The sequence below is a fragment of the Actinorectispora metalli genome, assembly GCF_056323685.1.
The window spans coordinates 3,659,676-3,673,939 of sequence record NZ_JBREYE010000001.1; the positions used below are offsets into that span (position 1 = coordinate 3,659,676).

Annotated in this window: 15 protein-coding genes; 12 read left to right on the forward strand and 3 right to left on the reverse strand. The window is 67.9% G+C overall.

Annotated elements, in window-relative coordinates:
* Positions 1–50 precede the first annotated feature (50 nt).
* The 4 genes from ACU6XJ_RS17165 to ACU6XJ_RS17180 are packed head-to-tail and all read left to right on the forward strand — an operon-like array spanning position 51 to position 4,062.
* Positions 51–755, forward strand: coding sequence for a hypothetical protein (locus ACU6XJ_RS17165; protein WP_476312329.1), 705 nt, complete (start codon positions 51–53; stop codon positions 753–755).
* Between the two features lie 9 nt (positions 756–764).
* On the forward strand, positions 765–2,843 hold the full coding sequence (gene ligA / locus ACU6XJ_RS17170) for an NAD-dependent DNA ligase LigA (RefSeq protein WP_476312331.1): 2,079 nt from the start codon (positions 765–767) through the stop codon (positions 2,841–2,843).
* Positions 2,840–3,337 carry a GNAT family N-acetyltransferase gene (locus ACU6XJ_RS17175; RefSeq protein ID WP_476312333.1) on the forward strand — a complete coding sequence of 166 codons (498 nt, stop codon included), beginning with the start codon at positions 2,840–2,842 and terminating at the stop codon, positions 3,335–3,337. The genes ligA and ACU6XJ_RS17175 overlap by 4 nt, the downstream gene beginning before the upstream one ends.
* 2 nt (positions 3,338–3,339) lie before the next feature.
* A complete protein-coding gene (locus tag ACU6XJ_RS17180) occupies positions 3,340–4,062 on the forward strand; it encodes a 3-keto-5-aminohexanoate cleavage protein (RefSeq protein WP_476312336.1) in 723 nt (240 codons plus the stop codon).
* A gap of 46 nt (positions 4,063–4,108) precedes the next feature.
* Here the strand turns inward: ACU6XJ_RS17180 and ACU6XJ_RS17185 are convergent, their stop codons facing one another.
* Positions 4,109–4,378, reverse strand: a complete 270-nt coding sequence (locus ACU6XJ_RS17185; protein WP_476312337.1) for a hypothetical protein — start codon at positions 4,376–4,378, stop codon at positions 4,109–4,111.
* Positions 4,379–4,608: 230 nt separating this feature from the next.
* Here ACU6XJ_RS17185 and ACU6XJ_RS17190 point away from each other — a divergent pair, with 230 nt between their 5' ends.
* Positions 4,609–5,064 carry a nuclear transport factor 2 family protein gene (locus tag ACU6XJ_RS17190; protein WP_476312339.1) on the forward strand — a complete coding sequence of 152 codons (456 nt, stop codon included), beginning with the start codon at positions 4,609–4,611 and terminating at the stop codon, positions 5,062–5,064.
* Here the strand turns inward: ACU6XJ_RS17190 and ACU6XJ_RS17195 are convergent.
* The gene (locus ACU6XJ_RS17195; RefSeq protein ID WP_476312341.1) at positions 5,061–5,717 is read right to left on the reverse strand and encodes an ACT domain-containing protein; all 657 of its coding nucleotides are present in this window, start codon (positions 5,715–5,717) and stop codon (positions 5,061–5,063) included. The two genes, ACU6XJ_RS17190 and ACU6XJ_RS17195, sit on opposite strands and share 4 nt — an antisense overlap.
* Before the next feature lie 184 nt (positions 5,718–5,901).
* On the opposite strand from ACU6XJ_RS17195, the gene gatC reads away from it, so the two are divergent.
* The 7 genes from gatC (at position 5,902) to ACU6XJ_RS17230 (ending at position 11,976) form a co-directional block, all read left to right on the forward strand.
* Complete coding sequence (gene gatC, locus ACU6XJ_RS17200; protein ID WP_476312344.1) at positions 5,902–6,201, forward strand: Asp-tRNA(Asn)/Glu-tRNA(Gln) amidotransferase subunit GatC; 300 nt, start codon at positions 5,902–5,904, stop codon at positions 6,199–6,201.
* Positions 6,202–6,230: 29 nt separating this feature from the next.
* Complete coding sequence (gatA, locus tag ACU6XJ_RS17205; RefSeq protein ID WP_476314076.1) at positions 6,231–7,736, forward strand: Asp-tRNA(Asn)/Glu-tRNA(Gln) amidotransferase subunit GatA; 1,506 nt, start codon at positions 6,231–6,233, stop codon at positions 7,734–7,736.
* A 22-nt stretch (positions 7,737–7,758) separates the two neighbouring features.
* The gene (locus ACU6XJ_RS17210) at positions 7,759–7,959 is read left to right on the forward strand and encodes a hypothetical protein (protein WP_476312347.1); all 201 of its coding nucleotides are present in this window, start codon (positions 7,759–7,761) and stop codon (positions 7,957–7,959) included.
* Positions 7,956–9,458, forward strand: a complete 1,503-nt coding sequence (gene gatB, locus ACU6XJ_RS17215; RefSeq protein WP_476312349.1) for an Asp-tRNA(Asn)/Glu-tRNA(Gln) amidotransferase subunit GatB — start codon at positions 7,956–7,958, stop codon at positions 9,456–9,458. Before ACU6XJ_RS17210 ends, gatB begins: the two co-directional genes overlap by 4 nt.
* Before the next feature lie 481 nt (positions 9,459–9,939).
* The gene (locus ACU6XJ_RS17220) at positions 9,940–10,665 is read left to right on the forward strand and encodes a hypothetical protein (protein WP_476312351.1); all 726 of its coding nucleotides are present in this window, start codon (positions 9,940–9,942) and stop codon (positions 10,663–10,665) included.
* 304 nt (positions 10,666–10,969) lie between these two features.
* Positions 10,970–11,254, forward strand: a complete 285-nt coding sequence (locus ACU6XJ_RS17225; RefSeq protein ID WP_476312354.1) for a hypothetical protein — start codon at positions 10,970–10,972, stop codon at positions 11,252–11,254.
* A 407-nt stretch (positions 11,255–11,661) separates the two neighbouring features.
* Positions 11,662–11,976, forward strand: a complete 315-nt coding sequence (locus tag ACU6XJ_RS17230; RefSeq protein WP_476312357.1) for a hypothetical protein — start codon at positions 11,662–11,664, stop codon at positions 11,974–11,976.
* An 821-nt stretch (positions 11,977–12,797) separates the two neighbouring features.
* Here ACU6XJ_RS17230 and ACU6XJ_RS17235 read toward each other — a convergent pair.
* Positions 12,798–14,168 carry a putative glycoside hydrolase gene (locus ACU6XJ_RS17235; RefSeq protein ID WP_476312360.1) on the reverse strand — a complete coding sequence of 457 codons (1,371 nt, stop codon included), beginning with the start codon at positions 14,166–14,168 and terminating at the stop codon, positions 12,798–12,800.
* Between the last annotated feature and the right edge of the window lie 96 nt (positions 14,169–14,264).

Genomic DNA, 14,264 nt, shown 5'->3' on the forward strand with positions numbered 1-14,264 from the left:
CGTTCCAAACGGCCGACGCTCGCGATCGGTCTGCAGCACAATGGATATTCATGTGGAGTTTCCTGCGACGGCTCACCGGCCGCGCCGACCGACCGGACACCCCGGAACCGGCCGCCGACCCGGATCAGTTGGCGGCGGAGTTCTGGCAGCGGTGGTTCGACCTCCTACCGCGGCTTTCGGCGGCGTTAGGCGACCGTGACACCAACCGCATCGAGCACGTGCTGTGCGAGACGGTGGCGGCGCTGCACCCCGACCTCCACTTCGCCGTCGAACGCGGCGAGCGGGCCATCTACGCGTTGGTGATCAGCTCGCACGGCGACCCGGACCTGCGGGTCTACACCGACGCCTGGATGGCCGTCGCCCCGGAGCCGGACGCCATCTGGGAGTACCACGACTCGGTGCCCGCCGTGCCGGACCCGACCGAGGTCACGGTCAACCTCGGCACGCAGCGGCTCGCGCTGGCCGATGTGCGCATCGTCGCCCAGCCCGACGAGCAGGCGGGCGTCATCGACGTCGCCGTGTACCACCCGGCCTTCGCCGAACTGGGTGACGCGGCGCGCTCGGCGATGACCTTCCTGCCGCTCGACGCCACCCTCGGTGAGCGGCTGGCCGCGGACCGGATCGGGCGGGTGGAGACCGCCGCGTTGGAGCCGGAGAACACCATCGACCTGCTCGCCTTCCGCACGCTGGCGAGGCAGTTCCATGAACGGCTCACCCAGCCTGTCAGCGATGAAACTGTCGGTGGTGCCGGTTAGTCTCGGGGCGTGACCAGCGATTTGCCCCCCGAGGTTCGGGAAAGCTACGGCAAGTTGGCCGAGGAGATCCGCGGCCACCAGTTCCGGTACTACGTGCTGGACCGGCCCACGATCTCCGACGGCGAGTTCGACGCGCTGCTGCGCGAGTTGCAGCGGATGGAAGAGCAGTACCCGGAACTGGTCACCCCGGACTCGCCGACCCAGACCGTCGGCGGCACCTTCGCCACCGAGTTCACCGCCCACGACCACCTGGAGCGGATGCTCAGCCTGGACAACGCCTTCGACCCCGACGAACTGCGGGCCTGGGCGGACCGGGTGGCGCGCGAGGTCGACGGCTGCCACTTCCTGTGCGAGCTGAAGGTCGACGGCCTCGCGATCAACCTCCTGTACCGCGACGGCCACCTGACCCGCGCTCTGACCAGGGGCGATGGCCGTACCGGCGAGGACGTCACGCTCAACATGCGCACCCTGCGGGACGTGCCGCTGGACCTCACCGGCAACGACGAGTACCCGGTGCCCAAGCTGGTCGAGGTGCGCGGCGAGGTGTTCTTCGCCGTCGACGAGTTCGCCGAGCTCAACGCGAAGCTGGTGGAGGCGGGCAAGCCGCCGTTCGCCAACCCCCGCAACGCCGCCGCGGGCAGCCTGCGGCAGAAGGACCCCAGGGCCACCGCCTCCCGGCCGCTGCGCCTGATCGTGCACGGCCTCGGCAAACGCGAAGGCTTCGAACCCACCCGACAGTCCGAGTCCTACGCCGCGCTGAAGGCCTGGGGTCTGCCGGTCTCCGAGCACACCGTCGTGCTGTCCACGGTGGACGAGGTGCTGGGTCACATCGACCAGTGGGGCGAGCGCCGCCACGACGCCCGGCACGAGATCGACGGCATCGTGGTGAAGGTCGACGAGGTGTCGCTGCAGCGCAGGCTGGGCACCACCTCGCGCGCACCGCGGTGGGCGATCGCCTACAAGTACCCGCCGGAAGAGGCCACCACCCAGCTGCTGGACATCAGGGTCAACGTGGGCCGCACCGGTCGCGTCACCCCGTACGCGGTGATGGAGCCGGTGAAGGTCGCCGGGTCGACGGTGGCCATGGCGACCCTGCACAACGCCGACGAGGTGCACCGCAAGGGCGTGCTCATCGGCGACCGGGTGGTGATCCGCAAGGCGGGCGACGTGATCCCCGAGGTCCTCGGCCCGGTGGTGGACGTGCGGGACGGCTCCGAACGCGAGTTCGTGATGCCCACCGAATGCCCGGAGTGCGGCACGACGCTGCGCAGGGAGAAGGAAAGCGACGTCGACATCCGCTGCCCCAACTCCCGAAGCTGCCCCGGCCAACTGCGCGAAAGGCTGTTCCACCTCGCGGGCCGCAAGGTCTTCGACATCGAGGCGCTCGGCTTCGAGTCGGCGAACGCGCTGCTGACGGCGGGCGTGGTCACCGACGAGGGCGACGTGTTCGACCTGGACGAGGACAAGCTGCTCAAGGTGCCGCTGTTCGTGACCAAGGCGGGCGAGCTGTCCGCCAACGGGCGCAAGCTGCTGGAGAACCTGGAAGCCGCCAAACAGCGTCCACTGTGGAAAGTCCTGGCCGGACTGTCCATCCGGCACGTCGGCCCCACCGCGGCGCAGGCCCTGGCCCGCGAATTCGGCTCCCTGGCAGGCATCGAGGAGGCCGACGAGGAGCAGTTGGCCTCCGCCGACGGCGTCGGCCCCACCATCGCCGCCGCGGTCATCGAGTGGTTCGCCGTCGACTGGCACCGCGAGATCGTCCGCAAGTGGCAAGAGGCAGGCGTCCGCATGGAGGACGAGCGCGACGACACGATCCCTCGCAACCTGGAGGGTCTGTCCATTGTGGTCACCGGCAGCCTCGACACCTTCTCGCGCGACGAGGCCAAGGAGGCCATCATGGTCCGCGGCGGCAAGGCCGCGGGCTCGGTGTCGAAGAAGACCGCGTTCGTCGTCGTGGGCGAGGCACCGGGCTCCAAATACGACAAGGCGGTCCAGCTCAAGGTGCCGGTGCTGGACGAGGAGGGCTTCCGCGTCCTGCTCGAATCCGGCCCTGACGCCGCCGCCGAGAAGGTGCTGGTCGCCGAATGAGCCCGCTGTCCGTCCGCAACGCCCTGCCGGGTGATTTCACCGCCGCGGGCGAGATCGCCTACCTGGGATTCAAGGCCGACGGCTACCTCGGCGCGGAGACCGGCGAATACGCCAACACGCTGCGTAACGCGGCCGACCGCGCCGAGCACGCCGAACTGCTGGTGGCGGTGGACGCCGAGGACACCGTGCTCGGCACCGTGACCATCGCGCTGCCCGGCACCCCGTACGCGGAAGTATGCGTTGCCGAGGAGATCGAGTTCCGCATGCTCGCCGTGCACCCCGAGGCCCGCGGCCGAGGGATCGGCAAACGCTTGGTGGAGGCGGTCGTGGCGCGCGGCCGCGAACTGGGCGTGCGCAGGGTGGTGATGTCCAGCCAACGCGGCATGGACGCCGCCCAGCGCATCTACACCTCGCTCGGCTTCCGCCGCCTGCCCGACCGGGACTGGCGGCCGGTGCCGGACCTGCCCCTGCTGGCCTACGGACTGGAGCTGTAGCCGTGTTGCAGTGCTGCCTCAACGGCGGTCGCTCGGGACGCGACCACGCGGAGGTCCCGGTCACCCCGCAGGAACTCGCCGACGACGCCGCCGAAGTGGTCGCGCTCGGCGTCGGCAGCCTGCACCTGCACCCACGGGACGCCGCGGGCCGCGAATCGCTGGCGCCCGCCGACATCGGCACCGCCGTCTCCGCGGTACGCGCCGCCGTCCCCGGCACCCAGCTCAGCGTGTCCACCGGCGCCTGGATCGAACCCGACCTCGACCTCCGCCTACGCCTGCTCGAGGGCTGGTCGGGACTGGCCGCGGGCCGACCCGACCTCGCGTCGGTCAACGTCTGCGAGACAGGCTGGCAACGCATCGCGGCGACCCTGCACCAAGCGGGCATCGGCATCGAACTGGGCGTCTGGAGCACCACCGACGCCGAAGCCGTCCGCGCCTCAGGCGGCCCGCCACCCGGCACCCACCGCGTACTGGTGGAAACCGTGGGCATCCCCGTCGGCAACGCGGTGGCGGAGGCGGCCGCGATGCTCGACCTGCTCGGCGAGGACCTCCCGGTGCTGCTGCACGGCGAAGACGAAAGCACCTGGCCGGTCCTGGCCGACGCCATCCGCCGCGGCATCGACACCCGCATCGGCATGGAGGACACCACCGCCGCCCCCGACGGCAGCCCTGCCCGCGGAAACGTCGACCTCGTCCGCCACGCCCAATCCCTCGGCGCCCGCTGACCCCTCCCACACCGCGCGCCTTCCCCCACATCCGCTGGTGCTGGGCTCAGCTGCGCCTGTCACCCCGGCCGCGCACGATCAGGGCCCAGCCCGCGCGGATGATGCGCGGCACGTTGTCGGCGAGCAGCCCTAGCCCCTCGGCGGGATGCTCGGCGATGTCCTCGACCAGCTCAAGCAGGGCACGGTAGCCACCACGCTGCCCGCCATCGGGGCGGGCGATCCGGTGACGGCGAGCAGCAGGGTGCCGCAGAGCACGCCGCCCATGAGAACTATCCACTGTGGACAACGCGGCGGACACGGTAGGCGCGGCGGACACAGAAGACGATGATGCGCGTGTTGAGGCACCGATCGCACTAGACTTCGATTCGGGGGCAGCTCGACCCGAAAACCTCCCAGGACGACACCATGCGCCCCTGGGGCGACATCATGACCCCGCAGGGCGACATGATGCGCTTTCCCGACGTCGCCCGCTGATCGCTATGCGGGGTCGCGCCGATCCGCATAACTCGGTCGCCACGCGGCACGCCGGTCGGGTATGCAGGAACCGTGACCGATCTTGTTCCCGACTGGGCGCACACCACGCCCGTCGAACCCGACCTCGCCGTGACCATCGCCCAGTTCTACGCGCACCAGATTCACCTGCTCGAGGACGGCGAAGCCGAGGCCTGGGCCGCCACCTTCACCCCTGACGGCGAGTTCCTCTCACCCACCTACCCCGACCCTGCGCAAGGCCCCGAGGCGCTGGCCGCCATCGTCCGCGGCTACCACGCCAACGCCGCCAAAGTCGGCGCGCGGGCCCGGCACATCACCAGCGACCTGGAAGTCCGCCAAGCCGACGCCGACACCCTCCGCGTCCGCGCCCACCAGCTGATCGTCTACACCCGCCCCGGCGTCTCCGTGACCATCGACCGCGTCATCACCCTGAACGACGTCGTGGTCCGCACCGCGGACGGCTGGCGCACCCGCATCAAGCGCATCCGCCGCGACGACCAGCCGAGTTAGCCGTCCAGAACCACGGCGACGATGCCCGCGAGGTGGGCAAGGCGGGCCACCTCGGCGGCACGGAACATGGGGCCGCCGGGACGGCCGACCAGCAGCACCCGGTCGGGCTTGCCGATGGGGGTGGCCGCGAGTTCGGTGCCCAGCTCCTGCCAGGTGCCGGGCACCCAGTCCTCGTCGCCGTCCAGCACGGTCGCCTTCTGCAACGGCAGCCAGGGCAGGTCCAGCTTCGCGGTCTGCGGCGCGGCGGCGGAGGCGGCCAACTGCTCCAGCGTCCCGTCGCCCCGGCCGCGCACGATCAGGGCCCAGCCCGCGCGGATGATGCGCGGCACGTTGTCGGCGAGCAGCCCGAGCCCCTCGGCGGGGTGCTCGGCGATGTCCTCGACCAGCTCAAGCTCACGGTGGGTGTCCAGGACACCGGCGTAGGGGCGGACCGCGTCCACCTCGACACCGTCCACGGACTCGGCGGCGGTGATGAGCACATCGGGCAGGCGGCCGTTGGGCAGCTCGACGACCAGGTCGTCTATGGCCAGCCCGGATCCGCGTTCGACCACATCCACGCTGAGGATGTCGGCTCCCACATCGCCGAGCGCGGTGGCCACCGAACCCAGCATTCCTGGCCGGTCCGGGAGCTGAACCCGGATCAGGAAGGACACGCCAGTACGCCTCCTGGCTCGTAGTTCGTCCGGCAGCCGATTGTCTCAGACACCGGTTACAGCTCGTCGCCGCGGGCTGTAACTCCTCGTGCACCATGCCTTCGGTCTTGGCAGGGAAACAGCACTCTAGACTCGACCGGTCCCTGCGCACATGCCCATTTGCTTCCACCAGGGGGTCTGAACAGTGCCCACGATCTCGCGCGACGAGGTCGCCCACCTCGCCCGGCTCGCCCGGCTGGCGGTCACCGAGCAGGAACTGGACGTCTTCGCCGGTCAGCTCGACGTGATCCTCCAGTCGGTGGCCAGGGTCGGCGAGGTCGCGGCCGATGACATCCCGCCCACCTCGCACGCCGTGCCGCTGACCAACGTCTTCCGCGAGGACGTCGTGCGCCCCGGCCTGAACCAGGAACAGGCGCTGTCGGGCGCACCGGCCGCCGAGGAGGGGCGCTTCCGGGTGCCCCGAATCCTCGGGGAGGAACAGTGACGGCCACGTTGGGACCGAAGGACAGCGACATGATCAGGCTTACCGCGGCCGAGCTCGCCGCGAAGATCCACGCCCGCGAGGTCTCCTCCGTGGAGGTGACCCAGGCCCACCTGGACCGCATCGCGGCGGTGGACCCGGCGGTGCACGCGTTCCTGCACGTCGACGCCGAGGGCGCGCTCGCCGCCGCCCGCCGGGTGGACGAGCAGGTCGCGGCGGGTGAGCCGGTGTCCCCGCTGGCGGGCGTCCCGCTGGCGCTGAAGGACGTGCTCACCACCTCCGACATGCCCACCACCTGCGGCTCGAAGATGCTCGAAGGCTGGCGGCCGCCGTATGACGCCACGGTCACCCGCAAGCTGCGGGAAGCCGGGGTGGTCATCCTCGGCAAGACCAACATGGACGAGTTCGCGATGGGTTCCTCCACCGAGAACTCCGCCTACGGCCCCACCCGCAACCCGTGGGACACCGACCGCATCCCCGGCGGCTCCGGCGGCGGCTCCTCCGCGGCGCTGGCCGCCTTCGAGGCGCCGCTGGCCATCGGCACCGACACCGGCGGCTCGATCCGCCAGCCCGGCGCGGTCACCGGCACGGTGGGCGTGAAGCCCACCTACGGCGGTGTCTCCCGCTACGGGCTGGTGGCCTTCTCATCTTCACTGGACCAGGCCGGTCCCTGCGCCCGCACGGTGCTGGACGCGGCGCTGCTGCACGAGGTGATCGCCGGCCACGACCCGCTGGACTCCACTTCCATCGACGCCCCCGTCCCGGCCGTCGTCGAGGCCGCCCGCCAGGGCGCGCGGGGCGACCTGCGCGGTGTGCGGGTCGGCGTGGTCAAGGAGTTCACCGGCGAGGGCTACCAGGCGGGCGTGCTGGCCGCCTTCACCGCCGCCGTCGACCAGCTGCGCGCACTCGGCGCGGAAGTCGTCGAGGTGTCCTGCCCCCACTTCACCTACGCGCTGCCCGCGTACTACCTGATCGCGCCAAGCGAGGCCTCCTCCAACCTGGCCCGCTTCGACGCCATGCGCTACGGGCTGCGGGTCGGCGACGGCGCCGAGCGCTCCGCCGAGGAAGTCATGTCGCTGACCCGCGAGGCGGGCTTCGGCGCCGAGGTCAAGCGCCGCATCATGATCGGCACCTACGCGTTGTCCTCGGGCTACTACGACGCCTACTACGGGCAGGCGCAGAAGGTCCGCACGCTGATCACCCGCGACTTCGAGGCCGCGTTCGGACAGGTCGACGTGCTGGTCTCGCCGACAACCCCGACGACGGCGTTCCGGATCGGGGAGCGCACCGACGACCCGATGGCCATGTACCTGGCCGACCTCTGCACGATCCCGTCCAACCTGGCGGGCAACACGGCGATGAGCGTGCCCTGCGGGCTGGCCGAGGAGGACGGGCTGCCGGTGGGACTGCAGATCATGGCGCCCGCGCTGGCCGAGGAGCGGATGTACCGGGTGGCCGCGGCATACGAGGTGGCGCGGGACGCCGCCCAGCATGGCGCGTTGATCAATCGGGTACCCGAGCTCCAGGTCGCAGGCTGATCGAATCGCGAAGGAGCAGAACATGATCACGATGAGGAAAGCCAAGGGCGCGTTCGCACTCGCCGGTGCGGTTGCCGGTATCACCAGCGCCATCTCCGGGCTGCGCGTCGCCCGCAATGACAAGGACAAGCTGGCGCTGGCCAACGCCATCACCAGCATCGCCTCCGCGGTCACCGCCTTGCTGCTGGCGTATCGCAACTTCAGGAAGGGCGCTGTTAAGTGACCATCACCGCCGACCTGATGGACTACGCCGAGGTCCTGGACCGGTTCGACCCGGTCATGGGCCTGGAGGTCCACGTCGAGCTGCACACCAACACCAAGATGTTCTGCGGCTGCCCGACCGCGTTCGGCGCCGAGCCCAACACCCAGGTCTGCCCGACCTGCCTCGGCATGCCCGGTTCGCTGCCGGTGGTCAACGGCAAGGCGGTGGAGTCGGCCATCCGGATCGGCCTCGCGCTGAACTGCGAGATCGCGCAGTGGTGCCGGTTCGCCAGGAAGAACTACTTCTACCCGGACATGCCCAAGAACTTCCAGACCTCCCAGTACGACGAGCCGATCGCCTTCAACGGCTACCTCGACCTGGAGCTGGAGAACGGCGAGATCTTCCAGGTCGGCATCGAGCGGGCCCATATGGAGGAGGACACCGGCAAGTCGCTGCACGTCGGTGGCGCCACCGGCCGCATCCACGGCGCGGAGTTCTCGCTGCTGGACTACAACCGCGCGGGCGTCCCGCTGATCGAGATCGTCACCAAGCCGATCACGGGGGCGGGCGAGCGGGCCCCGGAGATCGCCAAGGCCTACGTGTCGGCGCTGCGTGATCTGCTCAGGGCACTGGATGTCTCAGATGTGCGGATGGACCAGGGCTCGATGCGCTGCGACGCCAACCTCTCGCTGATGCCCAAGGGCACCGAGGTGTTCGGCACCCGCACCGAGACCAAGAACGTCAACTCGCTGCGCAGCGTGGAGCGCGCGGTCCGGCACGAGATGTGCCGTCAGGCGGCCATCCTGGTCGGCGGCGGCAGCATCCTGCAGGAGACCCGGCACTTCGACGAGTCCTCCGGCACCACCGCGGCGGGCCGCCGCAAGGAGACCTCCGAGGACTACCGGTACTTCCCCGAGCCGGATCTGGTGCCCATCGCGCCGGCGCGGGACTGGGTGGACAGCCTGCGCGGCACCCTGCCGGAGCTGCCATGGCAGCGGCGCAAGCGCATCCAGCAGGACTGGAACCTCTCCGACGCCGAGCTTCGCGATCTGATCAACACCGGGGCGCTGGAGCTGATCACCGCGACCGTGGACGCGGGCGCCTCCCCGGACGAGGCCCGCGGCTGGTGGGTGTCGTACCTGACCCAGCAGGCCAACACCCGGGGGGTCGAACTCGCCGAGCTTCCGATCACGCCCAAGCAGGTCGCGCGGGTGATCGGATTGGTGGGGTCCGGCGAGCTGACCAACAAGCTGGCCAGGCAGGTCGTGGACGGCGTGCTGGCGGGGGAGGGCGAGCCGGACGCCGTGGTGGAGGCCCGCGGCCTCAAGGTCGTCTCCGACGATTCGGCGCTGCTCACCGCGGTGGACGAGGCGCTGGCCGCGCAGCCGGACATCGCACAGAAGATCCGCGACGGCAAGGTCGCCGCGGCGGGCGCCGTGGTCGGTGCCGTCATGAAGGCCACCAAGGGCCAGGCCGACGCCAAGCGCGTCCGCGAGCTTGTCCTGGAGCGCTGCAAGTAGGACCCGCGCACGACCGCCGTGAGCGCGCTGTCGGTGTGATCACCCGATAGCGCGCTCACGGCGTCGTAGCGGCCGTGTCGCGTCGTACGCGGCGGTTGCGGGGCGGTACCGTGATCCGGCCGCTCCACTGTTGGCCAGTGCGCGATCACCGAATGTGTGGTTTGAATCCACCGCGCCATCCCAAAGGTAGTTCTCTTCGGCCCGCGTCGATCACGCTGTGCTGTGCTGATCATTCCATTACACGTCCAAAAAGCGCCGTGTACCGGGGCGGGCTGCCGTTATCCAGGTGTTATCGCCCCGTGGAACCACTTGTATACCCATAAGGTGGCCCCTCGCTGGATAACCTCTGAATCACGGTGGATGTTCAACGGGAGGGTCCACTGCGAAATAAGGGCATGAATGAGAGCTAAGAAGGGAAAATGCTGTGTCTTTCCTTAGACACGCCGCTCGTCTTGGAGTGGCTCTGAGTGCGGGCGTCCTTGTGCTTCCGTTCGCTCTGGGTACCGCTTTCGCAGACAGTGACGGCAACGAGAACGTGGTGATGAACGGCCATTCGGACGGCAACATCACCGTTATCCAGAACGACGACTCGCACATGAATTCCACCCATGTCGCGAACCACGATGCATATGACAACAACACTTTCGTGGAAAACTACGAGAGTGAAGAGAACGCAACGATGGTGGTGAACGACGACTCCCACGGCAATGATACGTGGGTGACGAGTGCCTACAGCGAGGAAAACGAGACAGAAGTCCTCAATGAGGACTCCTCGCACAACAACACGGCGGTGCACAGCTTCAACAGCGAAGAGAACGTCACCGGCGTGTACAACGAGGACTCCTACGCCAACGACACCGAAGTCACCAACGTGCACAGCGAAGAGAACGTCACCACGGTGATGAACGAGGACTCGGCCTACAACGACACCGAGGTGGCCAACTACGGCGGCGAGGACAACCTCACCATCGTGAACAACGAGGACACGCACGCCAACGACACTGGCGTCGCGAACGTCCACAGTGAGGACAACATCGTTGTCGTCAACAACGATGATGCCAGCCACAACGACACCGGAGTCCTCAATCACGGTGGCGGCGGCAACATCATCGTCGTGGACAACAACGACTCGCACTACAACGACAACGTCGTCGCGAATGATCACAGCGAGGGCAACATCACTGTTCTGCAGAACCGGGAACAGTAAAGATCCACGAGCGCGATGCCCCCGCGCTCGCCATGACCCTCGCCCCACCTCCTGAGCGGATGGGGCGAGGGTCTTTTATTGCTCGTGAATTCCCTTATGTATTCGGGTTACCTCGCAGTACTCGCCGGATCGTGCCGTTTCGGACGGAAAACATTCGAAATCCTGGCGACTCGGTACGGAAGGTAATCCTCGGAAGTGGGGCCACGTCATCCGATGGGAAAGCGTGTGGATATGCGCCTCGGGGAATTACCATGTCGCAACCGATTAATCGGTCAAGGGAGATGACATGTTTACCAACAAGCCTTTGCGCACGCTTGTAGTCGCGACCGCAGCCGCAGGTGCCTGCCTGCTGGCAGCGGCCACCGGCGCCACCGCGGACACCGAGTCGGTGGACACCGCCACGTACACGGGCAAGACGCTGGACCACGACGACTGCGAGATCGGCGACCACGACTTCCCGTTCTGCGATGACGACGACGATGACGACGATGACGATGATGACGACGACGATGACGACGACGATGACGATCACGACGACGATGACGACGGTGGCCTTGCTGAAGTGCTAGAGGAGCTCCTCGGAGGCTGATCGCTTCACAGGTCGGCGTGCACCTCGTTGACCGCTGATCTCCGGCTGCGCACCGCCCCCTGGGCCGGAAGGGGGCGGGCACAGCCGGAGATTTCTATCGGCCCGAGCCCGCAGCGATCCACAGAGGACGGACGCACAAGTGAGCGCCAGGGATCATGAGCAAGATCATTTCGCGATCCGCAATGATCCTTTCGAGTGGCAAGTTTTTGCGAGATCAACAACCCGGCGCGTTTCTCCCCCGTTCGTGCCGTTTGATTAAGCCTTGACTGGGCAATATCGCCGATTTCCTACGGAGCGTAGTCATCGAAAAGGGGACAAGCTCTCACGCCATAGAACCGGGTGGTCAGCCCCGAGCAGGAGTAAAAATCTTGGTGCAACCCCGATTAATCGGTCCTAAGGGAGATGGAATGTTTTCTGGCAAGATCGTCCGCAAGGTCATCCTGGCCGCCGCTGCCACCGCCGCTGGACTGCTCATCGCAGGTCCGATCGCGAACGCCTGCGGCGATGACGGCAACACGGACATGGGCCCCGAGGATCACACCACCCAGGTGGTCAACTCCGAGCACAACGGCCACGGCCACCACCCGCACGGCGCCAGCCTCCAGTACTACTTCGGCGGCGGAAACTGTGACGTGAGCCAGGAGAACGACCTCGTCGACGTCGAGGTGCTCCAGGCCGAGAACAACAACGTCTTCTGTGGTGGCCAGGGCGGCGCCGGCTGACAGCAGCCCCAATCCCATCTTGCTGAAGTGACTGATCTCCGGTTGTGCTCTGCCTGTTGGCCGGAACGGGCAGCCCACAACCGGAGATCACTTATTGGGGCCAATGGCGGCCTGAAGGGCCGACAGACAGGCGAATGGCCCTGGGGGATAACCGAGCACCATTTCTCTCGCCAAGGCTGTCACAGGCGAACTGGAGCCCATCCCGCGTCCGATGTGGACGCCGACGGCGCCTCGATTCCCCGGACCGCCTGCCGCCGAGACCGGCCGTGGCGGCAGCGCTGGGACCGCTGCTCGTCAACGAGTACGAGCCCGCTCTCCCATGAGGCCTGCTTAGGCTTGTGAGTGCGGAGTCGCCTTCTGCCGGACGGAACACTCACGAGCCGTACGGCCCCGCCGCTCAGTCGAGGAGTCCGCCTCCGGTTCGATCAGGTTGGACCCCGGTAGAGGCGGGTTGCGCCGTCGAGTTGACCACTCACCCGAGGGGTGCGCTTCCAGCGCAGCCTGCCTGTGGAGTCGCCGCCGAGCAATCGGCGTGCCTGCACCGCAATCGAGGCCCCACCCCCTAGGTTGAACGGTAGGGATTCCCAGGTCGGCGCAACAACGACCGATCTTTTCCACCGGACTTCAGCCGGTTTTGGCACGCGGGCCGCCCTAGTACCGCAGGAGCGCGGCTCGGCGGCACTGTCGCTCGACGTGACGCGGTTGCCGCGAGATGGCCGCCATCCGACTATGGGCGCGAAGACCGCCTGGAAACGAGTTCGGCCCCGCCCGGCGGATGCGGGCGGGGCCGAACAGCGTCCCAGGAATCGGCGGGAACCGCCTCAGAACGGATCAAGCGCCTCGCCGTGGTACTTGCAGCTCGCGTTCCACAGCAGGAACGAGCGGATACCGACGTCGTTGGCCGCCTTGATCTGGGCCCGCACCTCGTTGGGGCCGTAGTTGTGGCCGAGCGAGAAGTCCTGCAGCCAGGGGAACGTCTGACTGTCGGTGTCCTTCAGCGCCTTGTGGAAGTCCGCCAGCGAGTGGTGGGTGATCTCGTAGGGCTGCGCGTTCGGATTCGCCACGCCGTACTCGCCAGGCCCCCAGTGCGAGGGGTAGGTCATCGGCGCGATGTAGTCGGCGTGCTCGGCCATCCGCGGGATGTCCTGCGCGATCTCCTTGGGCCGGGTGATCGCTATCCCGAACACCGACGCACCCTGGTAGATGCCCAGCGGCCGCAGGATCTTGCGGCTGTCGGCCAGGAAGCTGACGATGGCGTCCTCCGGAGTGCCCTGCAGGCCCGGGATGCGCATCCGGTCCAGACTGCCGTCCGGCCGCCGGATGTAGTCGTAGAGCACATCGTCGAAGCCGAGTTCGGCGGCTTCCTTCGCGATGTCGATGTTGTACTTGCGCACCTCGGGATGGGCGAAGTTGGTGAACGCGAACTGCCCGTACCCGCCCGACCACGGCCGTCCGCCCGTGTCCTGCACAAGCTGGTCCTGCTTGCCCGCGCGCCAGGCCGCGCCGCCGAGGATGGGGTCGCGGAAGGCCACCAGCCGCCCCACCACCCGCACGTTGAGGTCGCGAAGCTGCTTGACCACGGCGCGGGCGTCGTAGCTCGGCTTGACCGCGCCGATCTCGCGGGCCAGCGGGACCTGCGAGTCGTAGGGGATGACCCCGCTCTCGTCCTTGAGGTCAAGCTCCACGGTGTCGATGCGCTTCTCGCGGATCAACTGCATCACCGGCTCGCGCAGCGCGCCGGAGGCCCAGGCGGAGCCGGACATGTGCACGCCCCGCATTCCGGGATGCCGCCACACCACGGGCACGTCCTTGCGGGTCGTGTTGCCCGCCTCGTCCTGGGCCACCAGGTCCGCCGAGACGGCTCCGCTGTCCAGCTGCTTCGAGAACTTGCCGTCCTTGACCGGGAGGTCCTTGCCGTTGAGCGTGAGCTTGGTGGCGTCGGTGACGGTGCCCTCGATGGTCGCCCGGTCCTTGGTCTTCGCGAGCACCAGCTTCTCCGGCACGTTCAGTTCGGGCGCCTTGGTGTCCACCTCGATCTTCCGGGTCACCTCGTTCATGCCGAGGAAGGAGAAGGTGCTGGGGAGCTTGATGGACAATTCGTGACTGCCGTCGGTGAGTTTGGTCAGCGGCACCACCACCGCGTCTCGCTCCCGGCGCGACTCCGCACGGTTGCCATTAATGCTTGTTTCCACCCGGTCGAGTGCGCCCGTATCACCCGGTTTGATTGTCAGTGCCGCATTCCGTAGTTGGTTTGCATTCAACGTCGCATTGTCGTCGATACCCGTGAC

Bases quoted from the DNA above. Each gene is read 5' to 3' on its own strand.
- ACU6XJ_RS17175 (WP_476312333.1), top strand. From the start codon at position 2,840: ATGAGCCCGCTGTCCGTCCGCAACGCCCTGCCGGGTGATTTCACCGCC.
- ACU6XJ_RS17210 (WP_476312347.1), top strand. From the start codon at position 7,759: ATGATCACGATGAGGAAAGCCAAGGGCGCGTTCGCACTCGCCGGTGCG.
- ACU6XJ_RS17165 (WP_476312329.1), top strand. From the start codon at position 51: ATGTGGAGTTTCCTGCGACGGCTCACCGGCCGCGCCGACCGACCGGAC.
- ACU6XJ_RS17230 (WP_476312357.1), top strand. From the start codon at position 11,662: ATGTTTTCTGGCAAGATCGTCCGCAAGGTCATCCTGGCCGCCGCTGCC.
- gatA (WP_476314076.1), top strand. From the start codon at position 6,231: ATGATCAGGCTTACCGCGGCCGAGCTCGCCGCGAAGATCCACGCCCGC.